General features: G+C 56.2%; 25 protein-coding genes. 10 read left to right on the forward strand and 15 right to left on the reverse strand.

Features of this window, described 5'->3' with window-relative positions:
* On the reverse strand, positions 1-840 hold an 840-nt coding region (locus tag ACQUWM_RS11730; protein WP_428922265.1), incomplete at its 3' end, for a metal-dependent hydrolase.
* Between the two features lie 163 nt (positions 841-1,003).
* Between ACQUWM_RS11730 and ACQUWM_RS11735 the strand changes: the two genes are divergently transcribed.
* Complete coding sequence (locus ACQUWM_RS11735; protein WP_428922266.1) at positions 1,004-1,501, forward strand: winged helix-turn-helix transcriptional regulator; 498 nt, start codon at positions 1,004-1,006, stop codon at positions 1,499-1,501.
* 47 nt (positions 1,502-1,548) lie between these two features.
* Here ACQUWM_RS11735 and ACQUWM_RS11740 read toward each other — a convergent pair whose 3' ends face one another.
* On the reverse strand, positions 1,549-2,175 hold the full coding sequence (locus ACQUWM_RS11740; protein WP_406999497.1) for an NAD(P)H-dependent oxidoreductase: 627 nt from the start codon (positions 2,173-2,175) through the stop codon (positions 1,549-1,551).
* 131 nt (positions 2,176-2,306) lie between these two features.
* Positions 2,307-3,203, reverse strand: coding sequence for a LysR family transcriptional regulator (locus tag ACQUWM_RS11745; protein ID WP_428922267.1), 897 nt, complete (start codon positions 3,201-3,203; stop codon positions 2,307-2,309).
* Positions 3,204-3,325: 122 nt separating this feature from the next.
* Between ACQUWM_RS11745 and ACQUWM_RS11750 the strand changes: the two genes are divergently transcribed.
* Positions 3,326-4,234, forward strand: a complete 909-nt coding sequence (locus ACQUWM_RS11750; RefSeq protein ID WP_428922268.1) for a DMT family transporter — start codon at positions 3,326-3,328, stop codon at positions 4,232-4,234.
* Between the two features lie 41 nt (positions 4,235-4,275).
* Here ACQUWM_RS11750 and ACQUWM_RS11755 read toward each other — a convergent pair whose 3' ends face one another.
* The 3 genes from ACQUWM_RS11755 to ACQUWM_RS11765 all read right to left on the reverse strand — a co-directional run bounded on the left by ACQUWM_RS11755 (position 4,276) and on the right by ACQUWM_RS11765 (position 6,677).
* Positions 4,276-5,169 (reverse strand): sigma-70 family RNA polymerase sigma factor, encoded by an 894-nt coding sequence (locus ACQUWM_RS11755; protein ID WP_428922269.1) that lies wholly within the window; start codon positions 5,167-5,169, stop codon positions 4,276-4,278.
* A gap of 25 nt (positions 5,170-5,194) precedes the next feature.
* Complete coding sequence (locus tag ACQUWM_RS11760) at positions 5,195-5,647, reverse strand: carboxymuconolactone decarboxylase family protein (protein WP_406999504.1); 453 nt, start codon at positions 5,645-5,647, stop codon at positions 5,195-5,197.
* 124 nt (positions 5,648-5,771) lie between these two features.
* Positions 5,772-6,677, reverse strand: a complete 906-nt coding sequence (locus ACQUWM_RS11765; RefSeq protein WP_428922270.1) for a hypothetical protein — start codon at positions 6,675-6,677, stop codon at positions 5,772-5,774.
* A gap of 333 nt (positions 6,678-7,010) precedes the next feature.
* Between ACQUWM_RS11765 and ACQUWM_RS11770 the strand changes: the two genes are divergently transcribed.
* From ACQUWM_RS11770 to ACQUWM_RS11785, 4 genes are all read left to right on the forward strand, one after another.
* Positions 7,011-8,360 carry a hypothetical protein gene (locus ACQUWM_RS11770; RefSeq protein ID WP_428922271.1) on the forward strand — a complete coding sequence of 450 codons (1,350 nt, stop codon included), beginning with the start codon at positions 7,011-7,013 and terminating at the stop codon, positions 8,358-8,360.
* A 257-nt stretch (positions 8,361-8,617) separates the two neighbouring features.
* The gene (locus tag ACQUWM_RS11775; RefSeq protein WP_428922272.1) at positions 8,618-9,481 is read left to right on the forward strand and encodes a transporter; all 864 of its coding nucleotides are present in this window, start codon (positions 8,618-8,620) and stop codon (positions 9,479-9,481) included.
* A gap of 60 nt (positions 9,482-9,541) precedes the next feature.
* Positions 9,542-11,254: a long-chain fatty acid--CoA ligase gene (locus tag ACQUWM_RS11780; protein ID WP_428922353.1), complete on the forward strand. Its 1,713-nt coding sequence runs from the start codon at positions 9,542-9,544 to the stop codon at positions 11,252-11,254.
* Positions 11,251-13,068 (forward strand): alpha/beta hydrolase family protein, encoded by a 1,818-nt coding sequence (locus ACQUWM_RS11785; protein WP_428922273.1) that lies wholly within the window; start codon positions 11,251-11,253, stop codon positions 13,066-13,068. Before ACQUWM_RS11780 ends, ACQUWM_RS11785 begins: the two co-directional genes overlap by 4 nt.
* Positions 13,069-13,153: 85 nt before the next feature.
* Here ACQUWM_RS11785 and ACQUWM_RS11790 read toward each other — a convergent pair whose 3' ends face one another.
* A complete protein-coding gene (locus ACQUWM_RS11790; RefSeq protein WP_406999513.1) occupies positions 13,154-13,717 on the reverse strand; it encodes a TetR/AcrR family transcriptional regulator in 564 nt (187 codons plus the stop codon).
* 245 nt (positions 13,718-13,962) lie between these two features.
* On the opposite strand from ACQUWM_RS11790, the gene ACQUWM_RS11795 reads away from it, so the two are divergent.
* The 3 genes from ACQUWM_RS11795 (at position 13,963) to ACQUWM_RS11805 (ending at position 16,524) form a co-directional block, all read left to right on the forward strand.
* A complete protein-coding gene (locus ACQUWM_RS11795; RefSeq protein WP_428922274.1) occupies positions 13,963-14,790 on the forward strand; it encodes a helix-turn-helix transcriptional regulator in 828 nt (275 codons plus the stop codon).
* A 79-nt stretch (positions 14,791-14,869) separates the two neighbouring features.
* Positions 14,870-15,613 (forward strand): maleate cis-trans isomerase family protein, encoded by a 744-nt coding sequence (locus tag ACQUWM_RS11800; RefSeq protein ID WP_428922275.1) that lies wholly within the window; start codon positions 14,870-14,872, stop codon positions 15,611-15,613.
* Positions 15,614-15,633: 20 nt separating this feature from the next.
* A complete protein-coding gene (locus ACQUWM_RS11805; protein ID WP_428922354.1) occupies positions 15,634-16,524 on the forward strand; it encodes a haloalkane dehalogenase in 891 nt (296 codons plus the stop codon).
* A gap of 8 nt (positions 16,525-16,532) precedes the next feature.
* On the opposite strand, the gene ACQUWM_RS11810 is transcribed toward ACQUWM_RS11805, so the two are convergent.
* From ACQUWM_RS11810 to ACQUWM_RS11830, 5 genes are all read right to left on the reverse strand, one after another.
* Positions 16,533-17,645 carry a mechanosensitive ion channel family protein gene (locus ACQUWM_RS11810; protein ID WP_428922276.1) on the reverse strand — a complete coding sequence of 371 codons (1,113 nt, stop codon included), beginning with the start codon at positions 17,643-17,645 and terminating at the stop codon, positions 16,533-16,535.
* Entirely contained in the window at positions 17,611-18,027 is a 417-nt protein-coding gene (locus tag ACQUWM_RS11815; protein WP_428922277.1) for a PilZ domain-containing protein, read from the reverse strand. Before ACQUWM_RS11815 ends, ACQUWM_RS11810 begins: the two co-directional genes overlap by 35 nt.
* A gap of 54 nt (positions 18,028-18,081) precedes the next feature.
* Positions 18,082-18,522 (reverse strand): universal stress protein, encoded by a 441-nt coding sequence (locus ACQUWM_RS11820; RefSeq protein WP_406999523.1) that lies wholly within the window; start codon positions 18,520-18,522, stop codon positions 18,082-18,084.
* 243 nt (positions 18,523-18,765) lie between these two features.
* On the reverse strand, positions 18,766-19,464 hold the full coding sequence (locus ACQUWM_RS11825) for a crotonase/enoyl-CoA hydratase family protein (protein ID WP_406999525.1): 699 nt from the start codon (positions 19,462-19,464) through the stop codon (positions 18,766-18,768).
* 102 nt (positions 19,465-19,566) lie between these two features.
* Entirely contained in the window at positions 19,567-20,472 is a 906-nt protein-coding gene (locus ACQUWM_RS11830; RefSeq protein ID WP_428922278.1) for an alpha/beta fold hydrolase, read from the reverse strand.
* Between the two features lie 105 nt (positions 20,473-20,577).
* On the opposite strand from ACQUWM_RS11830, the gene ACQUWM_RS11835 reads away from it, so the two are divergent.
* On the forward strand, positions 20,578-21,561 hold the full coding sequence (locus ACQUWM_RS11835; RefSeq protein ID WP_428922279.1) for a ribonuclease Z: 984 nt from the start codon (positions 20,578-20,580) through the stop codon (positions 21,559-21,561).
* Here the strand turns inward: ACQUWM_RS11835 and ACQUWM_RS11840 are convergent.
* From ACQUWM_RS11840 to ACQUWM_RS11850, 3 genes are read right to left on the reverse strand one after another with little or no spacing between them, the layout of a single operon-like run.
* Complete coding sequence (locus ACQUWM_RS11840) at positions 21,551-22,984, reverse strand: ABC transporter ATP-binding protein (RefSeq protein WP_428922280.1); 1,434 nt, start codon at positions 22,982-22,984, stop codon at positions 21,551-21,553. The two genes, ACQUWM_RS11835 and ACQUWM_RS11840, sit on opposite strands and share 11 nt — an antisense overlap.
* Positions 22,981-23,781, reverse strand: coding sequence for an ABC transporter permease (locus tag ACQUWM_RS11845; RefSeq protein WP_428922281.1), 801 nt, complete (start codon positions 23,779-23,781; stop codon positions 22,981-22,983). The genes ACQUWM_RS11840 and ACQUWM_RS11845 overlap by 4 nt, the downstream gene beginning before the upstream one ends.
* Complete coding sequence (locus tag ACQUWM_RS11850; RefSeq protein WP_406999570.1) at positions 23,778-24,713, reverse strand: ABC transporter permease; 936 nt, start codon at positions 24,711-24,713, stop codon at positions 23,778-23,780. The genes ACQUWM_RS11845 and ACQUWM_RS11850 overlap by 4 nt, the downstream gene beginning before the upstream one ends.
* Position 24,714 lies beyond the last annotated feature (1 nt).

The following is a 24,714-nucleotide window of genomic DNA, read 5'->3' on the forward strand; positions in this document are numbered from 1 at the left end:
CGCTTTAGCGGCCTCGCCGCCCAGACCAATCATTTCCCTGGTTCGCGCAACCAGATCGGATTCATCCACATCGTTCGGGTGAAAATCCGTCCGGTAGTAATCCAGAAACTGAGGGATGAATATTTTGTAGTGCTGCTGGGCAAAAGCAGCGAACCTGCGCCAGGATTTAAGATTGAACAGCTGGCCATCACGCTTCATCAGCACAATGTGATACACCGTCGACATGGTCGTGATCAGTGCAAGGCTCAGCGTGAAAATGGCAACCCGCGGCAGGTAGGCAGCGAGCCCTTCACCGTAAAGGTACTGGTACAGATCGTAGGCGACCGCCTTGTGTTCAGTCTCCTCAATGCTGTGCCACAACCACAGATTACGAATGGTCTGGTCGTTCATCAGGGTGTGGGTGCTTCTCATCATGGTGGTCACCAGCACGGCGGTGTAATGCTCCAGACCCACCGTTATCAGCAAGTTCCATTTTTCAGGAAACAGGGATTCTATCCCCTTCAGGATAATACCGGTGACGCGCTCCAGAGACTCCGGATCCAGGTCATACTGCTGAGCACTGACATGAAACGCATGATGTTCCTTGGAATGCATCGCCTCCTGGCCGATAAAAGCGCCAATATCCCGATCCAGTTGCTTGTTGGCTTTCGCCAGGGGCCGCAGTGCACGCACTGAACGTACAAAGTAAGACTCGCCTTCTGGGAAGAGCGTGGATAGCCCGGTGAAATAGTGTGTAAGGGATGGCTCGTTATCACACCAGTACTTTGGCATGTCGTCGAACTCATAATCCATGCGTCGCACCGGGAACGAAGTAGAAGCTTGGTTGTTGGCTGTAGGCATAACGGATGTCCTCATTGCGTTCTAAAATGGAACTCACCGTCACAAACCTATCCTGTGGTACTATTCCAGTCCATACCTTTTTAGAACGTGCATAGCAGTTGTCCCAATCTGAACGACGCCATCACTGACGAGACTGTCCTGAGACAGCGAGGGGGAAATCAGCATGAAATGGCATGAACTTGGAGAAAAAAACTGCCCGGTCGCGCGCAGCCTGTCTATTCTGGGTGATCGCTGGACGCTACTGATTATCCGTAATGCATTCCTGCGCACCTGCCGATTCGAAGACTTTCAGAAACAGCTCGGCATCACCCGCCATCTGCTTTCGGATCGTCTCAATCGGCTGGTGGAGAAAAAGGTCTTTAAGAAGGTTCTGTACCAGGAAGCCCCAAAACGTTATGAGTACAAACTGACCGAAGCGGGGCTGGCGCTTTACCCGGTCATGCTGGCGCTTACCAAGTGGGGGAACACCTGGATGAACGAAGACGGCAGCCATCCGCAGCTGGAGTATGTCCACAAACCCTGCGGCCATAAAACCAGCCCGGAGTTACGCTGTACGGAGTGCGGCGAAGAAATCCACCCCAGAGACATGATGCCGATGCTGGACGGCGTGCAAGATAACGCAGATCTTCCCCTCGCCACCCCAGATTTCCAGGGTGGCTGAGTTCGATAGCACATAAGACGCTCCGGTCTGATCTGGCGGATCATCGGTCACATCCGGATCACCACATCATCATAGTCAAACCGCACCTTCGCCAGCCCGGCGCTTTTATCGTTGGGGCTCCGATGTCCCAAGGCCACAATCGCTGAGGCTTCAAGGCCCTGCTCTGTTAACCCCAAAACCTGGTCATAGGCCCCGTGATCGAAGCCTGTCATGGGGCAGCTATCGATCTTCAGCACTGCCGCTGCGGTCAGCAATGTCCCCAGCGCGATATAGGCTTGCTGATGCGCCCATTCCCTTTTCTGTGCCGGCGACTTGGAGGCCAGGGCCTGCTTCATGTGCTCGGCATAGCCGGAGACATCGTCGTAGGGAACGTCCCTGACCTCCATCAACTGCTTCACGTAACGATCCACGGTTTGGTCGCCGATGACCGTATCAGCGGCAAATACGATCAGATGGGAGCAGTCCAACACCTTTTGTTGCCCAAACGAAAACGGCAACAGATCCTTCCGCACGGCTTGAGATTCAATCACGATCATTTTGTAGGGCTGTAAACCATAGGAGGAAGCACTTTTCCGTGCCGCATCGACCAGTGTTCCAACAACCTGATTGCTCAGCTTATCGGACGAAAATTCACGGACGGCATAGCGCCAATCCAGAGCTGCATGTATATCCATTAGCCATCTCCTCAGTTTGTTGAAGGGGTACAGAGATCCGTTGGAGTGGCCACTCTATGAAATTGCATAGGTCTGTTAAACGGACAAAATAGAACTACATAATTTCCTTAAAGGAAATAATTGGTGCAACCCTACTCCCAATAGGGTTTGTCACCGAGATGTTGATCGAGATGATCCAGCAACATTCTGACTTTCACCGGCTGTTTGCGCCCTGGCGGGAAAAGCGCGAATACGGTGTACCCGTTCGGTGGAAAATCCTGGAGCAGGGGAACCAGCGACCCACTCTCTATATCCTGCTGCACCAGGAAGCGCGGCAGCAACCCCACTCCGATCCCCCGCAGCAGGCTTTGGCGGATCGCCAGGCTACTGTCGATTCGTAGATTACCGTTCACGGTGACTTCCTCGCCACCCAGCTCCCAGATTCTGGGGCGGTCGTGAAGGGTAAACATCAGGCAGTTATGTCGGGCGAGATCGGCGGGCGACCGGATCTCTGGCGCCCGTTCCAGATACTGCGGCGAGGCACACACGATGTTCCTGGATTTCCTGAGCGGCCTGGCCAGCAGGCTCGAATCCGAGAGCGCACTGCGCACCCGAATCGCAATATCAACGCCCTGCTCTACCAGATCGACCATGCGATCACTGAGCTGCAGATCAATGTCAATGTCCGGGTAGCGGCTCAGGAAGCTGTCGATGGCTTCGGTGATGTGGGTCAGACCAAACGACATGGGCACATTGATCCGGATCGTTCCCCGGGGCTCCGCCTGAATCCCCCTGGCCTCCAGCTCGGCATCTTCCAATTCGTCCAGCAGGGCCTGGGTTCGTTTCAGGAAGACCAGGCCGGCATCGGTGAGATTCATCCGGCGCGTGGTCCGGTTAATCAACCGGGTGTCGATGTCCTGCTCCAGGAAGGCAATGTGCTTGCTGACCGTCGCAGCGGTAATGTCCAGATCATCCGCCGCCCTGGTGAAACTGCCCAGTTCCGCGACGCGTCGAAAAATCCTCATGGCAACTAGCTTGTCGGTGGCCACCTCAACTCCTGTATTTTTTCCGATTTGGAATGAGTGTTATTCAGATCTCTCCGATTATCAATCGAATCCATTCCAGCAAACTAATGCTCAGGCATTACACACTCACACGCAGGAGCAGATCGATGATGATGGCCTTGAAGCAACACCTGACGTTCCCTCCCCTCACTGTGGTCTGGGGCCTGTTAGTGGCCAATGGCTTTCTCATTGCACTGATGCTGGCCCTGGCGAAAACGGCAACCGCGCAAGGCGTACCGGCCATCACCTATGCCTTCTGGCAAACGCTCATTGCCGGTTCGGTTCTTCTGTTGTGTTCCGCGAAGCCCAGAGCGATGTTCGAAAGACGGCTGACGACCTACTTCCTCATCAGTGGCCTGACCGGAATTGCAATCCCCAACGCCACCGCCTTCTACCTGGTCACCAAGCTGGGTTCCGGCTTCACCGGCATCATGTATGCCCTGCCGCCGATATTCACTTTCCTGATTGCGACAACCATGGGCCTGGAAAAACGCAGCTGGGCGAAGCTCATCGGCCTGTCGGTCGCAGTTCTCGCCTGCGCCTGGATTGTTCTGCAGCGCCATTCGGAGATGCCCCAGGCGAATGTCCTGTGGTTCGCCCTGGGCCTGCTCATCCCGGCCATGCTGTCGATCGGCAATGTCTATCGCTCCGTAGCCTGGCCCGGCGACACAAAACCGATGACACTGGCTGCCGGCACTCTGCTCGCCTCCGCAGCCTCACTTGGCCTGTTCGCTCAGGCAATCGGAACACCGCTGGTCTCGAACGACTTCGGCCATCAGTTCCTGGGGGTCATCATCTTGCAGGGGCTGTTAACCGCGTTGACCTACTTCTGCGCCTTCGAACTCCAGAAACGCTCTAACCCGGTTTTCTACAGCCAGCTTGGCGCCGTTGCAGCCGTGTTCGGATTAATCATCGGCGTGGTGTGGTTTAACGAACAGTACTCGTTGAGCATCTGGCTTGGCGCGTTGATAGTGATCGTTGGGCTGAAGATGAGCAATCGCGTATCGGGCGGATAATGGCAGTTTTAAGGAAGAGCCCACTGGCAGACTCCGTATTCCTAGACAGGTTGCTCCGGCAGACAATCAGACAGGTGCCGCAATTTGTCCGGATTACGCACGACATACACCGCCTGGATTCGACCATTCGCCACATCCAGAGTCATGACCTGGGGCAGCCCGTCCTTTTCGATGGTTAACCACCCCGGTAGTCCATTCACGATTACGGGGTTAGCCCAACGCGGGTTTGGCGATGTCGACTTGCGGGCAAGCCCTTCAAAGAACCGGCTGATCTTATCGGCGCCGAAGATCACACGCCGTGCTGCAACTCTCTTACCACCGCCATCGGTATGCAGAGTGGCGTTCTCGCTCAGCAACGCCTTCAACGTGGTAACGTCGCCACTGCGGGCTGCGTCAAAGAATCGGTCAGTCAGTTGGCCGTGCTCGCCAGGCGTCACCTGATAGCGAGGCCGCGCGGCCTGCACCCTTTTCCGCGCCCGACTGGCAAGCTGACGGCAGCTTGCTTCAGTGCGTTCCAGACTGACGGCGACCTGACCGAAATCCAGCCCGAATACATCGTGCAGCAGGAACGCAGCACGTTCCAATGGCGACAGGCGCTCCAGCGCCAGCATCAGGGCAAAGGACACATCACTGGCCAGGGCTTCAGCGTCCGCCGAAGTATCCGGAGCCTCCAGAAGAGGCTCCGGTAACCAGGGGCCAACATAGACTTCCCGTTGCCGGTGCGCGACCCGGAGGCGATCAAGGCACAACCGACTGGTGACAGTCGTCAGGTAAGCCCGCACGTCAGCGACTGACAGGTGGTCAGCATCGTGCCAGCGCAGGTACGCATCCTGCACGACATCCTCCGCCTCGGTCACCGAACCCAGCATGCGGTACGCAACACCGGTCAGGTACCGGCGCCAGTGGTTAAACTGGCGCGCTGGCTGTTCCGTCATGGCCTTAGGCTCCTGGCAAGGTTAGTCATGAATCACAGTCGTTCGGATGGACCGCACGAAACCCCACACTGATCCGGTTCCAGACATTAATCGCGCCGATCAGCAGCGTCAGGTCGACGAACTCCTTCTCGGTAAAATGCGCAAGGCCCTGTTCGTAATCCTGGGTCGGGGCTCCGGTGTCTGGCAAGTTGGTCAACGCCTCGGTCCAGGCCAACGCAGCCCGTTCACGTGGCGTATAGAGCCTGGACTCACGCCATGCAGACAACAGGTAGAGCCGTGCTTCGCTCTCACCCGCCGCGCGGGCATCGCTGGTGTGCATGTGCAGGCAATAGGCGCAGCCATTGATCTGGGATGCCCGTGTTTTTACCAGGTGGATCAGGCTGTGCTCCAGCCCACAATCGCGAACGTACGCCTCCAGTCCGGTCATTGCCGCGATGGCGTCCGGGCCGGCCTTATAAGCGTTCAGGCGAATTTCCATTGTCTTACTCCTCTGTGGTGGGTGGAATGATATCCACGGATAGTTTCACAGAGGTAGACGAATCAGCCCCGGCGTTTGTGACATACCGGGGCGTATTTTCTATGACAGGCAAGCGGTGGAGGCTTTAGGCAGGAACCGTACTTTCCGCTGACTCGTCACTTTGCGGTGGGGTCTTTGTCAGCAGAACATCACGAAATGAGAAATAGTAGGCGCCACCAAGTACCGAGCCCCAGACCAGCGAGGTCAATAGCGCCAATACACCCATAACAATCGTGGAAACGCTGGAAACCCCGATAGCAAACACCGGGACTAGCACCAGATTCATGAACACAACGGCATTCACCGCAAAAAAGAACAACACAAAGAGGTTCTTGAAGCTCGCCCGAAAGCTGTTACCCATCGCTTCCAGCACCCCCTGTCGTGAAACAACCACAAGCGGAATCACATAACAGAAAAGTGCCGCATACACTGCCAGCACGGCAAACCCGCCAACAGCTGTAAAGATCATCATGATCACCGCACCCTGTGGGTTAAATCCACCATTCGTAAAGCCGCCCATACGGGCTGAACCAAACATCGAGCCTGAAAACCCGGTGACTTCCATGATCATGTAAACAACAAACCCCAGTACCAGGGTGGCCAGCGCCATCGCGATCATCATCAGAAAGAGTGAAAGAATGGTGTGGCCATTGAACCCTGAAAAAACGTCTAAAAACCGAGGGCGCTTCTCAGCCGCGCCATGAAACACGACCATAATCCCGGCGTTCAGAACAAGACTCACCAAAATGCCGACAACCACAGCCAGCGCAATTGCCACAAAACCACCCCGGGAAACCAGCTCCATAGCACCGAACTGGATCAAGGTCGTTACCACCAGCACGAGAAAGTACGCCGACAGAATCACGGCCCAATTCTCGCGGAGCAAACGGATGGATCCCGAAATCCAGTTAAGGGGCGGGCCAGCCTTTACCTTGCGGGGGGCGGCGGAAGGCGGTTGGGAGGAATAAGATTCAGACTGCGCATTCGACATTGGACGTCCTTGATTTTGCTTTCCATGAATTGTGACCACCCAGGTGGTCGATACGAAACCCGGGACCGTAACAAAACATGCCGCCGGTCAGTGCCCTACATCGCCCTCACCTCTTGTGAGACATTGACCATCCAGTCTCTCTGGCTCAGTACCCGAACATAACTTGCTCAAAGGCCAAACCCGAATAGAGACCGCCCCGCCTTCTCAACAAACGCCAATATTCGCGAAAGCGACAGCGCGACAACCCGAATAGAGCCCCCACAAGGGGATTGCTAGTGTGATCGGTCACCACGACATCTACCGAAAACCTGACGAAATCATACGGAGCATGCTATGACCCAACCCGAGAAACCTGGATGGAGGTGGGGGATATTCACGTTTCGCCTGCCGTTTCTTCACACCCGATTTTACTGGCCGGAGGCATTCCAGGGCTTATTCGTTGCAGCCGCAACCGGCATGGCACTGGTCCCCCTGATGACTGCCTTCTTCGGACTTAGCTTCGAAGAGGCCATCGCCATTTCGATGATCCATATGATGCTTCTGACATCCGCACTGATCGTCTTTGGTGAGCCTTACGCACCCGGCTGGATCACACCCGCCCTGCCCCTGGTTCTGGCATTCGTCCTTGATAGCTACGATGAACCAAGCCAGCGTTGGCAGGCCATGACGGCAATATCACTCAATTTTGCCCTACTCTTGTTCGCTCTTGGCATCAGCGGGTTGGGGAAACGCTTTGTGCTCTGGCTGCCAGATACCCTGAAGGCGGGCATCGTTCTGGGCGCCGCTATTGCAGCCCTGAAGCGGGTCTTTATCGATGACGCAGACCGTTTCCTGCTCCAACAGCCTGTAGCCACTACCCTGGCGTGTGCCGTATGCCTGGTTTTTGCGTTTTCCCTTCCAATGCAACGCCTGAAAGAACGATCCCGCCTCATCGCTCTGATCGGCTCCCTGGGGTTGCTGCCAGGATTCATCATAGCCGCTACCGTAGGGCCGCTGGTTGGTGAAGTGATCTACAACATTGAGTGGGGAGTGATGATCCCGCCGGTTTCGGAGGCCTGGAACAAAGTATCACCGTTCGCAATTGGCTGGCCTTCCCTGGCCATGTTCATTGAAGGTATGCCGCTGGCACTGATTACTTACGTCATTCTCTTCGGCGACCTTGTCACTGGCAATGAAGTCATCAAGGAGGGGTTGCGGGATCGCAATGACGAGCATATCGACATTAATCCGACCAGGTCGCATTTGTCGATTGCGCTTCGGAACGGCGTCATGGCACTCTCGGCTCCCTTCTTCCCTACCCAGGGGGCCTTATGGACCGGAGTACATGTCATCATCATGCAGCGTTGGAAGCAGGGGCATCGTTCCATGGGAAGCTTGCACGACGGCCTGATCTCCTACTATCTGATGGGCATACCCCTGCTGTTTATTTTTCTGCCATTGCTAACCGGACTCAAGCCGTTGCTGGGTGTTGCGCTGTCGCTCACTCTGATCCTGACAGGGTTTGCCTGCGCCTACATCGCCATGTCTATTCCCAAAACCAACGCTTCCAGAGGAACCGTACTGCTGGTTGGTACGGCACTGGCATTCTTCGAACCCTGGGTCGGTCTGCTATTCGGTATCGCTGCCACCATGTTACTGGTTGGCTGGGACCGCGATGTCGGAGCATTGCCTCAAGAAAGCTAATCCACTGACTTACTCTGGTCCCATTTTTTTGGCCTCCCGAGCCTTTCGGGACCAGGGTCCCTCCAAAAACCTGAATAGAGTTCTATCCCAGCTTCAGAATGCGCACTACCACGCCTGCCAAGTGCATTCGTTTACCCGAATAGAGAGGAATCAGTTGCTTCCATAGCATTCCTGTAGGGGGTAACCAATGCCCCCGGAACCACAACAACACAACCTTGCAGGTTTACCTGCCCCCAATAATAACAAGGAGTCGAACCATGTTACGCAGTACTGTGACCGCCTGCCTTCTGGCAGCACTCTATTCTTCCCAGGCAAACGCTTTGCAGCCAAGGGACTACCTCCCGCGACCGGATGGCGTATCTGCCATGCAGTTTCTGTACACCAGCACATCAGCCAACTCATTTTATGTGGATGGTGAGAAGGCGGGCGACAACCTGAACCTGGAACAGGATATCGGGGTGTTCCTGCCCGTCCACTATTCCACCTTCATGTCCATGCCCACGATCTTCGAGGCGGTCATTCCTTTTGGCCGTGTAAGCATTGATGGGGCGGATGTTGGCAACAATGCCTTATCCACCTCAGGACTGGCTGACCCCACTTTCCTGGCTGGAATCTGGCCGGTCAGCGACGATGAATCTCAAACCTGGTGGGCAGTAGCCGGCTGGCTGACTGCACCCCTGGGTGATTACGACAACGACCAGCCTCTCAACCTGGGCCGTAACCAGTGGTCGTTCAAAGCGCAGACCGGACTGGCCAAGGGCTTCGGAAAACTCATTGTAGAAGTAATCCCGTCAGTAGAGGTCTTCAGCAACAATACCGATTTTTCCTCCGCAAGCATTACCTTGAAACGCGACCCTCTATACGCGGTAGAAACCCACGTCAGTTATGACCTGACTCCCTCCGTGCTGGTTTCTCTCGATCACTTTTACCTGAAAGGCGGCGAGTCCGAAGCAAGCAACACCATCGTCGAAAATGAGCTTGAGACTCATGCATTGCAGCTGACCACACGTCTCGCAATGGCTGCAAATCAATTCCTGAGCCTTCAGTACAAAAAAGACATCAGTGTGGAGAACGGCTCGAAGACCAACACCTTCAGTGCCCAGTTCACTTTCGGCTTTTAACGTTATCAGCGTGAAATAGAAACAGACATTCAATCGCCTGGAAGTGAGGTCTGGATTCTCATCCGACACAGAGAGTCCAGATTATCCCGGAGCATCTCTACAACGAGGTCAACAATGTTAGGCAGCATGATGGACGTACCGATGAACGTCATACAAATCATCGAAAGAGCGAGCCGCCATCACGGAAGCACAGAAATTGTCAGTGCGCGGTCACACGGTGAGGAAGCGCACCGTTATACCTATGCCGAGGCGTATCAGCGAGTCTGTCAACTTGGCAAGGCTCTTCGAGCACTCGGGCTGGAGCCCGGAGACCGTGTCGGCACTCTGGCCTGGAACAGCCACGCACATCTGGAGGTCTATTACGCCACGGCCGGCCTGGGGCTGGTTTGCCACACACTGAACCCCAGGTTTTCAGCTGTCGACCTGGAATGGATTATCAACCACGCAGAAGACCAGGTGCTGATTGTCGATATCGACTTCCTGCCCTTGGTCAAAGATCTGCTTCCCAGGCTTGAAACAATCAGGCAGGTCATCGTAATAGATAGCCAACTGGCCCCGGCCGCCGACAGAATTCCCGATGCCTTGGACTACGAGGCATTACTGGCCACTGAATCTTCATCCAGTCCGGACTGGGCCACCGTGGATGAACACCAGCCCTGCGGTCTTTGCTACACTTCAGGCACCACGGGCATGCCAAAGGGTGTCACTTACACCCATCGCTCCACTACGCTGCACGCCTACGCCAGCTCACTTCCGGACAGCTTTGCACTGTCGGCACAAGATGCCGTCATGCCGATTGTGCCAATGTTTCATGTCAATGCCTGGGGGCTTCCATACAGCCTCCCGTTGGTCGGTGCCAAGATCGTTTTACCTGGCAGAGCTCTGGATGGTGAAAGCCTGTTTCAACTGATGGAGGCAGAGCAAGTCACCATGGCGGCCGGTGTGCCTACCGTCTGGCTCGGTATCCTTGAACACCTGAACCAGAAGAGCCGAACTTTCTCCTCACTCAAACGCACGGTGATCGGCGGTTCTGCAGCGCCGGAATCGATGATTCGGACGATTGAAAGCACCCACAAAGTCAGTGTCGTACATGCCTGGGGAATGACCGAGATCAGCCCGACCGGTGCAGTGAATACTCCGACCCGAGCCTTGCGGCAGACGGATGAAGAACTCTCCCTCAGCTTGAAAAAGAAACAGGGCAGGGCCATCCCGGGTATCGACATTCGTATCGAAAAGGCAGATGGCACAACTCTGCCCTGGGATGGCAGCTCGCCCGGCCATTTACTGGTTCGCGGCCCTTGGGTCGTGCAGCAATATACTGGTGGCGTCGTTGGCGCCAGATCAGACGGCTGGTTCGACACTGGCGACATTGCCACAGTGGATACTCAGGGATTCATACATATCGTTGATCGAAGTAAAGATGTGATCAAATCGGGCGGAGAATGGATCAGTTCGATTGCCCTGGAAAGCACCGCTTGCGAGCACCCTGGTGTTTTCGAAGCGGCGGTCATTGGCCTGCCCCACCCCAAATGGATGGAAAGGCCGCTACTCATCTGCGTACCACGCCCCAACAGTTCACTTTCACCCCGGGAACTACGCGATTTCCTGGCAGAGCGCCTGCCGAAATGGTGGCTGCCAGACGCCATCGAGCTGGTGGATAGCTTACCCCATGGCGCCACTGGAAAACTGCTTAAAACCGAGCTCCGCCAACAGTTCTCCCACTATTCACTGGCACCAGCTGACAATGAACGCACCGCAGGGGGTGTTTTATGAGTGATATTTTCTCCAACCATTTGCTCACGTCCAGGCACGCCCTGATCCTGGGGCTGCTTCTGGCAGTCCTTGGTAGCATATCGGCTTCGCTGATTCAGTCAGACCTGGGTGATGTGGAGGTAACAGACATCACTATCGCCGCACACAACGGCGAAACCATAAGCGCACTCATGTACCTGCCACCCAATGCCACGGAAAAAACGCCAGCACCGGCGGTCATAAACGTCCACGGTTACGTCAATCAGAAGGAGGTCATGTCCAACTTCAGCATTGAGTTCGCCCGCCGGGGCTATGTGGTGATCGCAATGGACATGTCTGGTCACGGTGGAACCGGCGTTATTGAAAACGACGGTTCCAGAGGTGTGAGCGATGTACTCAAGTACGCTCACACCCTGCCATTCGTAGACTCCAACCATATCGGGCTGGTTGGCCATTCCATGGGAGGATGGTCGTCAGTGACCGCTGCGGTTAATCACCCAGAACTGGTGAGAACGCTTATTGTAGCGGGCTCCGCCCAGGGCGGTCACGAAGTCGAGTTTATGTTAGGCGCACCCACCGTCTCGGATGATGCGAGCTTCAATTTCGGGGTGGAATTCGGCAAATACGATGAGTTCGTGGCAATAAACTACTTTGATCAGGAACGCGCCGTTGATTTCGTGGAGAGCCATTGGCTGATGGCCCCTTTCGGAGCCAGCGAACCCGTCATTCTGGACCGAGCCTACGGCGATTTTGCCAGCGGTACCGGTCGCATGGCAACGCAATCGCCGGAGACCCACGCAGGTGTTCACCAATCCTCCGTCGCAATTGCAAACGTTCTGAAGATGATGAACCTGTCGTCCCCCGCTCCCGTGGATCGCGATGAATCAAACCAGATCTGGCCCTACAAGGAGGTGGCAACCTCCATCGCCTACCTGGGGTTGCTGCTCTTCATGTTCGGCCTTGTTGCCCAGCTTTTCAGAACGTCGATGTTCCAGAAGCTGGTGCAGCCAATGCCGACTACCCAGCCGATGCATCCGACGTTGTACCTTGGATTTGCCGGGCTGATCATCGCTGCGGTAGCTTTGCTGATGGTTCCCCTGCAAATGACGGCCATGCACGTGTTCGGCGCCAATAGTCTGTTTCCAATGCTATTCGCCAATACCTCAATCCTATTTTTTGGCACCGTTCAGCTCATATTCCTGGCCCTGTTCGTGGCCTATCGCGTGATCCGACGCTCAGAGTCTTCGAACTTTTGGGTAACTCACGGCCTTTCAACTAACTCCGCAACTGCAGAATTTGACTGGCGCTATATCGGCAGGGCCTTCGGTCTGTCATTCCTTGTCGTTGCTGCTGGTTACCTTCTGGTTGCTACGGTATACCAGGCCCTGAATGTCGATATGCGCTGGTGGATGCTGTTGATCCGACCGATGGAGCCCCATCGCTTCCTCTCTGCCCTCATCTACCTGATCCCGTTCACCGCTATTTTCCTGGTTAACGGACTCCTTGCGTTTGGATGGCTTCGGCTGCGGGATTTTGGTGGTGGCATCCAGACCAGTGTTATCTGGAGCAGCGCGTTATTTTTCGTGAATGCTTCCGGTATAGCCATCATCATTGGTATCCAGATGTTCTCGCTGTACACGTACGGTAAGCCCTATTTTGGCGAGGTTGGGTATGACACGTTAATGGTTATTCTCGGCAACGGTTTCATTCCACTACTGGCAGTGACGAGCATTGTATCCACGCTCTGCTTCCGTAAAACCGGAAATATCTACACCGGCGCCTTCCTCAGTGGCATGCTGGCCACCTGGATGATTGCCTGCTACCAACCCTATTGAGCACTAAGCTACGCTCTCAAAAGAAAAGGCCGGGACATAGCTCCCGGCCTTTCTATGACAATCACCCCCTTTCAAACCAACTTAATTATCTTCCCTGTTGAAAATAGGCTTTAGCCAAAACCAGGAGTTCGTCCTTGAGGTTATGGTCAAAGAAGTCCTGATCAAGAACAATGGAGCGATGAACGAGAGACTCCACAACACACTCGATGACATAAAGCATCTGACGTGTTCGTTCCCGTGGCAGACTCTCACCGCTGCTATCAAGAGCGGCTTCCAACAGATTAATGATGGAATGGGACACCCGCTTGTAATGGCGAGGTTTGCTGACACGTCCGATATGTTCCAGCAATACACGTTGCAGCTGTATATGGGATGCATAGGAGTGATGGGTCGCTTCAATAAACACTTCCATGACCCGGTACGCCCCCTGCCCCCTCACGTTAGCGAGATGCTGCGCAATATGACGGAGCATTTGGTCGCAATGGCTTTTCACCAGGCTGGCAACAAGGGAGTCCTTATTGGGAAAGTACTCGTACAGTGAGCCCACGCTCACCCCCGCAAGTTCCGCAATGCGGGTGGTACTGGTTTTCTCGAATCCATCCCGGGCAAACAGGATGGCCGCAGCCTCCAGAATGGAGTCTACCGTCATGATCGCGCGATTCTGCCGCGGAACGCGGCGCGGCCGGGTTTCCTGGCTTATCTGACAGAAGGCCATAGAGGTAACCTCATTTACCAGTGTTGTTGTGTAGTCTCTTCACTGGTGATTCTATGGCTATGCATATATCCAGAGATTGTACATTCTGAGGTTGTCCCGCCGAGAGAAAGAGGTAGGATGAAAAAGGTAGCCTCCCGAACCTTCGTTTCAGGTGGCATCAGACAATGGGACAACAATAAATGCATACCTATTGCAGAAATCTGAAATCGGCCTACATGTACCCGTGGGCGAAACGAACTCTCTTTATTGGCCCACTGCTTTCGCCTGTGACGGTTGCCTATGGAGCGGCAACGCTCATTGTCAGCCTGGGCGACAAATTGCATCTGTCTGATGGCTCTACCCACCATCACGCAATGGCTTTTTTGTTGCCTCCAGGGAAGACATTCTACATTGATGCGAAGAATAACCCTGTCGCTATTTGTCACCTGGATGTACTGGGCCAGGATTTCGCCGGATTTGTGCGCGAGTATCAACAACTGTCAAAAGAATCCGAGTTTGCACTGCACGAGGAAGACGATTACCGAGATGTTTTCAGCAGCCTTTACAGAACCTCCCCGGATTCCACCGATGCCTATGAGAAGGTGGACAACCTGCTGCGGATAAAACTCGGCCCCCCGCCGGTGAACACATTAACGGATGTACGCATTGCACGGCTGGTTGCTTACGTTAAGGAAAATTTTCAGGAGAATCTTTCCATAGAAAATCTGGCAAATGTCGCGGGTGTTTCCGTGCCCCATCTGGTCGACATATTCAAGGAAACAACGGGAATAACCCTGCGCAGGTTTCGTATGTGGCATCGCATGTATGAATCCGTGCTCTCCGTTGGCCAGGGAGAAAAGCTTACAGACGTCGCCCAACATGCAGGCTTCTTTGATGCCTCTCACTTCACCCGAACCTTCGCTTCTATGTGGGGACTGCCTCCCAGTAAATTGTTCAGTGGTGATATCAGCGCTGGTGTCATACTGCCTTCACGCGACCATTCCGAAGCACCAGAAAACCACCATTGACGACTCTTCTTCGGATCAACCAGGGTCGAGAGGAAGATAAATCGGTCCAGTGTTTCGCGCTTAAAACAAGGAGCGACACATGAGCCATACATTACCCCCAGCCAGACTCGGGTTCCTGTATCCAGGCCATGCGGCGGAAGATGACTATCCTCTGATGGGCGCCATGGTAGAGCCACCTGCCCAGGTCACCCTGATCCACACCGGATTTCTCGAAGACGCCCACACCGTTGAAGCACTCAGTGAAATGGGCAGTATCGAACGCCTGTCAAAAGGCGCGGAAGCCCTTGCCGGCTCGCAGATTGAGTCGGTTATGTGGACCTCCACCAGTGCCAGTTTCGTGCTCGGCCTGGATGGCATCAGCAAACAGATCGACGCCCTGGAAAAAATGCTCTGTGTACCCGCTTCCACAACAGCAATGGCGTTTGCCCGGGCGGTCAAAGCCATTGGCGCAAAAACGGTGGCCATTGCCGCCACCTATCCGGAAGACGTCGCGCAACGATTCTGCCGGTTCCTCAATCACTTCGATATCAACGTGGTTCACCATGCGAGCCGTGGCATTGTGACCGCAGCCGAAGTTGGTACCCTGGGCAAAGAAGAAGTGGTCAACTTCGCACTGGAGAACACCCGTCAGGACGCTGACGTACTGCTTATTCCTGACACCGCTCTCCACTCCGCCGCTTGGCTGACCGATCTGGAAAGCGCTACGGGCAAACCCGTGCTGACAGCGAATCAGGTCAGTTTCTGGGAGGCCCTGCGTTTATGTGGGAAACTGACACCCCAGTCCGGACTGGGCAGACTGTTCGAGGAAGTTCCCACACAATAATGAACAACAAGGCAAAGGTTATGGAATTCGTAAGAACCCCGGATGCACGCTTTGATCGACTGCTCGATTACCCCTTTGACCCACATTATGTGGAGCTGGACGGCCTGCGGATGCACTACGTGGATGAGGGGCCAGACGAAGCCAATCCGATTCTCATGATGCACGGGGAACCTTCCTGGTCCTACCTCTATCGCCACATGATTCCCGTGTGTGCAGCGGCCGGCCATCGGGTGATTGCTCCGGACCTCATCGGCTTCGGCAAGTCCGACAAACCCACGTCCATCGATGACTACAGCTATCTACGGCATATGGAGTGGATGCAGCTGTTCATTGATAAGCTCGAGCTGAACAACATTACACTGGTATGCCAGGACTGGGGCTCCCTGCTCGGCTTGCGGCTTGCGGCAGAAAACCCTGACCGCTTCCGCGCCATTGTGGTCGGCAACGGGATGCTGCCCACCGGTGACCAGAAAGCACCAGCGGCGTTTAAGATCTGGAAAAACTTCGCGCTACACAGCCCATGGTTCCCGGTTGGCCGGATCATCAATGCGGGCTCGTTCCGAAAACTGGGCCCGGATGAACTGCGAGCCTACGATGCGCCCTTTCCGAGCAAGAAATACAAAGCAGGAGCGCGGGCCTTCCCACGCCTGGTGCCGATGCATCCGAACGACCCGGCCAGTGAAGCCAATCGTAAAGCGTGGAGCGTTCTGGAGCGCTGGGAGAAACCCTTCCTGACCACCTTCAGCAACGGCGACCCGATTACCCGCGGTGGCGACGCGTACATGCAAAAGCGGATTCCAGGCGCACAAGATCAGCCCCACGTCACCCTCAAAGGCGGTCACTTCCTGCAGGAAGATTCACCGGTGCCCTTTGCCCGGGCGATCAACAATCTGCTTGCTACGTTAGCCTGAAATCACGATCAATTCTCATCAACCAGTCGAGCCCTCAAACGAGGCAACTGGGCTGGGTAGTGTTCCTGGATAAACGTAACCAGCCCCTCACGAACAGCACACCTCAGGTCCCAGTTATTGCTGGAACTTGAGGCGCTCATAAGAAACCGTACCTGCATGGCCTGGTCACTGGTGTCCGTGACCTGCACCGTCGCTAATTTACCGTCCCAAAGATCCGATTTACCCAACAAACGGTTGAACTCCTGTCGAAGCGGCTCAACCGGCATGGTGTAATCCACCCACACAAACACCGTACCGAGCAAGTCGGAACTGTTTCTGGACCAGTTCTGGAACGGGTTCTCAATGAACCATTGTAACGGGACGACCAGCCGGCGCAGGTCCCAGACCCGTAACACGACATAAGTGGCAGTCACCTCCTCCACCCAGCACCACTCGCCCTGCACATACAGCACATCGTCGATACGGAATGGCTGAGTGAGTGCAATCTGCATCCCGGCCAGCAGGTTGCTCAGCACCGGGCGGGCTGCGAACCCGAGAATAAGGCCGCCAACACCGGCGGAGGCAAGCAGGCTCGCCCCCATATGCTGAACCGACTCAAAGGTCATCAGGGCCGCGCCCAAACCAATAATCACAATGAGAATGTTCAGGGCCCGGACCAGGAATCGGGTCTGGGTTTCAACCTTGCGCGCCCGCTTCCACTGCCCCTCAAGCGCCGGGTTCAGCACGACTATGACGTCACCAATGGAGGAAGTCAGCCGGACCGCCGCCCAGGTTAAAGCAAGAATGAGCAATAACGTCGTGAATTGCTGAATTCCGGCCATCCATGGCAAATCGTCTGGCGCCGCATTTAACGCCCCTGTCAGTGCCAGCAGGCAGACCACCACACCAAGAGCCCTGGCTGCAGCATCGAGAAACAATCTCGGCACCGCTCTCGACTCGGAAAAATGACGAACCAGTGCCAGAGCCAGCCGGTAGATTACAAACGTAACAACCACGGCAAGAATGGCCGATAAACCGGGCCATAACCATACATTGAAACCGAGCTCAAATACTTCCAATAACAAGCCTCCTTGAGCCCACTGATATCTAACCTGAAAAGATATCCGCAAACTGACTGCCATAGCGCTCAATCCATTCACGCGCCGCAGCTTCAATATCTATTTCACAGCCATCCCGGCAGAGTTCCCTGCGGAAGTGCTCTATCTGACAGACCTGCTCGACCATTTTGCTTTTAAAAGCCTCGGTTTCATCGCTGAACTGGATCCCGACCCTGTACCCCTTGCCACAGCGTCTGCATCTCACAATCTGGCCCGAAATCCGGTAGTCCTGTTGTAGTGAGGGAATCCCCAGCGCGACCGTTTCACCAGGCCGGAGCTTTCTTTTAAGACTGCAGGCCAGGCCACCCTGACTAATGTCACACAAGCTGGCTTCGTCGCCGCGGGAGCTATCATTTGAGAAAACAAGAATCGGGAAATCCGTGGGGTGACGTATAAAGCGCCGCATATGCATTCCCCCTTGCCGCTATACTCCCATGGCGAGCGAAAGCCCGGGACAGGTTTATGGCCCTACCACGGTAACGGGGCCGGTGGCGTGCCTGACTATCTTTTCGCTTACGCTGCCAAGCGTTAGGCTGCGTACCGCCGAGTAACCGCGTCGACCCAGTACCAGGTGGGTGCCGGGGTTGCTGTGTATATACTCGATGATTTCATGCGCCGGATCTCCGCTGAGTAGAATCTCTTCCGCGGAGTCAGCCCGACCACCCAGAGCCTCCTTGGTGGTATCGAACACTTTGCGGCCATATTGTTCCTTGGCAGCATCAACCTTGGTTTGCTCGTAGCCGGCAATCACCAGTGTCTCGGTCTGTGAATAAGGCGACACCGCTAACAGTTTCAGTGGATGACCCGTGGCATCAGCCAGGTCAGCGGCCATTTTTGCCGCGCTTAGCGATTGATCCGAACCATCACAGGCAACAACAATGCTTTGGGTACCTTTGTCCATGACGAGACCTCTTTCCTGTGCATGTGTTATCAGAGTAGCACTGATCTGGAGATCGCAACGTTGATCGGAGTCAACACAAACACTACTACCAGCAACTGGCAGCCCCCATTAAGGCCGCCAGCGGCCGCGATGGTGCCGCCTGCCTTCATTTTCTGATGCAATGCCTGCAGGCGCTGAACGACACCTTTCAGAAGGGATAATTAACAGCCGGGCAACAACTCACCCGGCAATCTGGCAAGGCTCTCAGCCGTTCAACCCCAGACTCTCGGCGTCCTGCTGGATACACCGGTCCAGCAACGCCAGGTAGTCCGCCTTGGCTTTCACCTTGGTTTCGCGGTGCGCGCGCATGTTGAGCTGCTTGAACTGAGTGGCCAGCGCCCCGGCCCGTTCAAGCAATGCGTCCTGGGGGACCACTTCGTCCAGAAAACCGGCTTCGACGGCACCTTCCGGGTTGTAGATTTCCGCATTCACCACCGAGCGGTAGAAGTGCGCCGGCGCCAGTCGATGACGTGCAATCTCGATGCCTGCATGGTGCATGGTCATGCCTATTGCCACTTCGTTCAGACCCAGCTTGAATGGCCCCTCGACCCCGATTCGGTGGTCCACGGACAACAGGATAAACGCGCCTTTAGCGATCGCATGACCACTGCAGGCACCAATCACCGGCAGGGGGAAGGCTGCCAGGCGACGCGTCAATGTGGAACCGACCTTGACCAGTTCGGCGGCTTCCTGAGGGCCCTTTTGCATCTGTTTCAGATCATAGCCAGCGGAGAATACTCCCGGCTGACCGGTCAGGATAACCACCGCCTTGTCCTGTTCCGCCTGATCCAGTGCGCTGTTCAAGCCCTCGAATACGTCATGACTCAAAGCATTAGCTTTACCGTTGGTCAGCGTAATCGTGGCAATTCCGTCGTTCAGTTCATAACTAACAAGTTCGGTCACGGGTCCATTCTCCTGCGCGGCTGGCATTAAAGTGAGTGTTTGGATACACAGTAGGCACAAAGATCCCAGCACGCCCCTTTTCCGTCAAGTTGTTTGCTCTGATCAAACTGGCTGGAACCCCTGACCCAGCGTTCTGATACAAGCCAGAGGCTGGTCAATTAAAGGCACATGACCGCTGTTCTCAAGCGTCACCAACCTCACGTTGGGCATCAGATCCACCATGGCTGCCTGACCGGGCCAGGGGTACATTTCCGAGCGACGGCCTGCCATCACCGTGGTGGGCACCGTCAGTTCCGGCAGAAAAGAGCGGAAGTCGTACTCCCGTTCAGCGTAAGCCCGCATGTGCTGGTACAGGGTGTACCAGTTGTCGACCGGCACCAGCTGATGGGCAACGCCGGGGATGCGCATCAACCGCCCCGCTGCCCATTTCATCCAGCGACGGCTGAGGGCAACTTCCATGAAGTCGGCCAGATCCTCACGAAACTGCAGGCGCAGGGGCCTGGGCAACTCCGCAAACGGCGTCTGCGGATCAATCCTTTCAAGTTTCTCCAGCAGTGGCCACCAACCGCGGATTCTCTGGGGCCCGTGCTCGCCAAAAATGCCCCAGGGCCAGCCCGGGCCATGGGCGATGCGAGGCGACTGATCGATATGAACGTAGTGACGAACAGCACGTGAGCCAAACAGCTCCATGTAGCGCAGTGACGTGCTCGCGCCCATGGAAATGCCCCCTAACCCAACCGGCTCGCCAACGCTATATTCGCGAATCACAGCGTCGAGATCCCGGGCGTGGCTGGTCAGCACACAGGGTTCGCTACAGGTCAGGTGGGAAGATCCACCAAACCCTCGCAAATCGGGAAGAACGAAACGGAAGCGGTGCGCCAAAGGCAACACAATTGGCAACCAGTGGCGGCTGTCCATTCCAAAGCCGTGAAGCAGGATGACGACCGGGCCGCGCCCTACTTCCCTTACCTTCAGCCTGGCGCCATCGTGCGTTGTAACTCGTGCCATGTCTGTCTGGACTCCGCCTGAATGAAGGCGCTATTGTCCACATGGAGATAATCCCCGCCATGGGTTGCAGGGCCAATGACACACCTGAGAGCGAAATGAAGAACAATGGAATTCACCTTCCTGGGCACATCCGCCGCAACACCAACACGGGCACGCAACGTGACCGGCCTGGCCCTGTGCCACGCCAGCCCCAAATCCTGGTATCTGGTGGACTGCGGTGAAGGCACCCAGCACCAGTTGCTACGCACCCGCTACTCGGTCATGCAGTTGCGGGCCATATTCATCACCCATATCCACGGTGACCACACCTTCGGCCTTCCGGGACTGCTGACCAGTGCCTCCATGCTTGGCCGCACGGAACCGCTGGATGTCATCGCACCGGTCCAGGTACAGCGTTTCATCAACGCGGTGATTGAAAACAGCGACTCCAGCCTCAGCTATCCCCTGAACTTCATCGATTCCGAAGCACCGGACTTTCACTGGCAGGATGAACACGTCGGGGTTACCAACGTGGCGTTGTCGCATCGGGTGCCCTGCCGCGCCTATGTGTTCACTGAGCGGAACCTGGAGCGACAGCTGCTGCAGGACAAGCTCCGGGCGGATGGCGTGGAACCCGGGCCCGGCTGGGGTGAATTGCAGAAAGGACATGACATAACGCTGGAGGATGGCCGCCTGCTCAGGAGTGAAGAGTACACGCACATTCCCCGCACGGCCCGCCGCCTGATCGTCGCCGGCGACAACGACACCCCGGAGCTGCTGAGCGATGCCTGCAATGGCAGCCATGTGCTGATCCACGAGGCCACCTACACTCAGGACGTGGCCGACCGGGTCGGCCCCTGGCCACAACACAGTTCCGCCGAACAGGTGGCCAGGTTTGCGCAACAGGTCCAGCTACCCAACCTGGTGCTGACCCACTTCAGTTCCCGCTACCAGTCCGGAGCCGGCGGCGCCCCCCATATCAACCAACTGGCGGCCGAAGCCATGAAGCACTATCAGGGCCAACTGTTTCTGGCCCGGGATTTCGACAGCTATCGGCTGGAAAAGGACTTGTCGCTGAGCTGCCTGTCCACCAACACCACTAACTCATAACCAGTTGATCCGCTGCTATTTTGCCATGGGCCCCACATAGGCGGCGATCAAGCGAGATGACCCGGTCACAGCTTTTCTCGATGAGCTCCGGATGATGGCTCACAAGCATTACCGCACACCGGGTTTCCCGGGCTATATTGACCAGCCAATGGGTGACATCCCGTGCCGTCATGGGGTCCAGCCTGGAGGTCGGCTCATCGGCGAACAGGAACACCGGGTCCAGAATCATCGCGCGTAGTATGCAGAAGCGTTGCAACTCGCCTCCGGACACGCCGTCAGCCCTTCGATCCAGCAGTTCGTCCGTAAGCGCAAGCCGCGTCATCCAGCTTTTAACGACGCCTGAACTCACGCCATATTTTGCGACCACATCCTGCAACAGCACTCGCAACGTAACCGCCTGTGAGACCGCCGCCGTCGGATCCTGATAGAGTTTCTGCCAACGATGGGCGGGGGTTTGCTTCAGCCGCGTCACCTGGCCTGCCAGGGGCGCGCGCACCCCCAGCAAGGTGTCGCCCAGCGTGCTTTTGCCGCAGCCACTGTCGCCCACCACGCCAATTACCTCTCCGGCGTGCACTGTCAGTGACAGATCCCGCAGCAGGGCCCGTTTTCCGTGCCCTACCGAGAGACCTCTGGCTTCAATCACCGGTGACTGGTCGATCTGTTGTGCGGGGCGATCCGGCCACTGGCTCGGGTCGGCTGCCATCAATTCACGGGTGAAAGTATGCTGAGGCGAAGACAGGACCGTCTCGCACCGCCCCTGCTCCACAATCTGACCCTCTTTCACGACCATCAGTTGGCCGCCAATCTGTTTCGCCACTTCCACATCATGAGTGATGGTCAACAACGCCCCCTTCGCCGATTGCACAAGTAGCTGTCGCACCACCTGGTCACGACGGGACACATCCAGGCCTTTGGTAGGCTCATCCGCCAGCAACAACGGGGCACCGCCGGCCATGGCACAGGCAATCGCCACCCGCTGAGCCATACCTCCCGAGAGCTGATCCACCCGCTTTTCAGCACTGGCTTTAAGGCCGAGCTCCGCCAGCGTTTGCTGCGCCTGTTGCCGGGCTTCAAGTGCCCCGCGACCGCACACAAACCGATAGGTTTCCGCCAGTTGGTTCACACTCGTCATCAGTGGATCCAGGGCATTCCAGGGTTCCTGGGGGAGCATGCTGAGCTGCCGCCCCCACCACTGCCGACGGGACCTGGCCGGCGTTTCCGAACCGAACAGCCAGACATGCCCCCGGCTTACGAGGGAATCGGGAAGATTCCCCATGATGGCCTGTGCCAGCAGGCTCTTACCTGATCCTGTCTGCCCCAGAATCGTAAGCCGCTCGCCCTCCCCCAATGCAAAGCTCACCGGAGCAACCAGAGTACGGGAGCCGACATGAACCGACAGGTTCTCAACACGAATAATGGTCATGATTCGCCCCTCCCTCCGATCAGGTGAAAGCTGAGAATCAACAGCGCCAGGGCAATCAACGGCTGGACCAACAGCCAAGGGGCATCACTGTAGTAGGGAAAATGCTCCACAATCATCAGACCAAGCTCGGCAGTGGGCGGCTGGATACCAACGTAGACAAACCCGAGCGCAGCCATCATGAGAATGGCGTTGGCAGCGCCGAACGCGGCGAGTGTCATTAACTGTGGTGCGATGGCCGGCCAGAAATGACGCTTGAAACGATACCATTGGCCAAAACCAAGCAACCTGGACGCCTCAACCTCCGGCGAGTGGGCCAATCGTTGAGTGATCACCCGGGTTACCCGGAAATACTCGATCCACTGAATCAGTGAGATGGCCAGGTAGAGCATCCAGAAAGAGCCTGGCGAAATCGCCGCGAACAACAGCACCAACACCAGTCCGGGCAGGGCCAGAATCAGCGTTGTCAGCCCATCAAGCAGCCGGTCCAGCCACTTCGGACCGATGGCGGCCGCAACCCCGAGGCTCACGCCCAGAAACGCGGCTGTCGCGACGCACAGCAAGGCCATGGTCATTGAGCGCTGCAGGGCATCGGCCAACCGAACCCACATATCCCGACCAAAGTGATCCGTACCAAGCCAGTGCTCGGCCATCGGTGCCGCCAGGATATGGGACAGGTTCTGCGCACTGGCGTCCACGCCACTCAGGGCCGGGGCCATGACGGCATAGAGCACCAGTGATGACAACAGGCCAATACCCAGGGCCTGGCTTACGGACGGCTTTAACTCACGAAGCCTCAACTGATTGCCCTCCCGCGTGGATCAAGGAAATGGCAGGCAATGTCCACCAGCGTATTGATGATCACAAACAGAGCGCCCATGGCCAGAGCCGCCCCCTGAATCACCGGAATATCGCGGCCAAAGACCGCATGGGCAAGGCCGTGACCAATCCCCGGCCAGGAAAAGAGCGATTCAATCATCACCATGCTTTCCACCACCGTGATCATCTGCACCCCGAAAAATGCCACAACCGGAGCCGACAGGTTACGCACGCCATGGCGAAGAAACGTACGACGAGCTGACAGCCCCTTGGTCTGGGCGAACTCATAGTAGGGAGCGTTGATCACTCTGATGGTTTCATTGCGGATTACACGACTGGAGATGGCAGCGAGGCTCACCGCCAACGTCATCGCGGGAAGAATCAGGTGCTTCGGTTCACCAAAGCCTGCGACCGGCAGCCAGTTCAGATTCAACGCAAAAATCATCACGGCAATCAGCCCGATCACAAATACCGGTACTGCCCGAATACCGGTTGAGAGCGCCAGGGTCAGCTGATCCAGCCAGCCACCCCGGAAGGCGCTGGCCGTACCGACGGGAATCGCAATCAGTGCAGACAAGACGACACCGGCCGCCGCCAGCACCAGCGAGTGACCAAGCATGTGCCAGATTTCCCCGGCCACGGGCAGGCCACTGACCAATGACGTGCCCAGATCCAGAGAGGCCAGATCCACCAGCCACTGCCAATAGGCATCCCAGGCACCGGTATCCAGGCCCAGCTCCTCACGAACCAGTTCAGCGGCCCGGGCATCCACCGCATCCATGCCATACCGGCTGGCCGCAATCCGATACGCCACATCGCCGGGCAGGGCCCGCATCATGACAAACGTCAGTGTGCCAACACCCCAGCACACCGCCAGTAACTGCAGAAGTCGTTTCACAAGCAATCGGCCCATG

Origin of the sequence: Marinobacter sp. DUT-3, assembly GCF_050379435.1 — a bacterium.
GTDB lineage: Bacteria > Pseudomonadota > Gammaproteobacteria > Pseudomonadales > Oleiphilaceae > Marinobacter.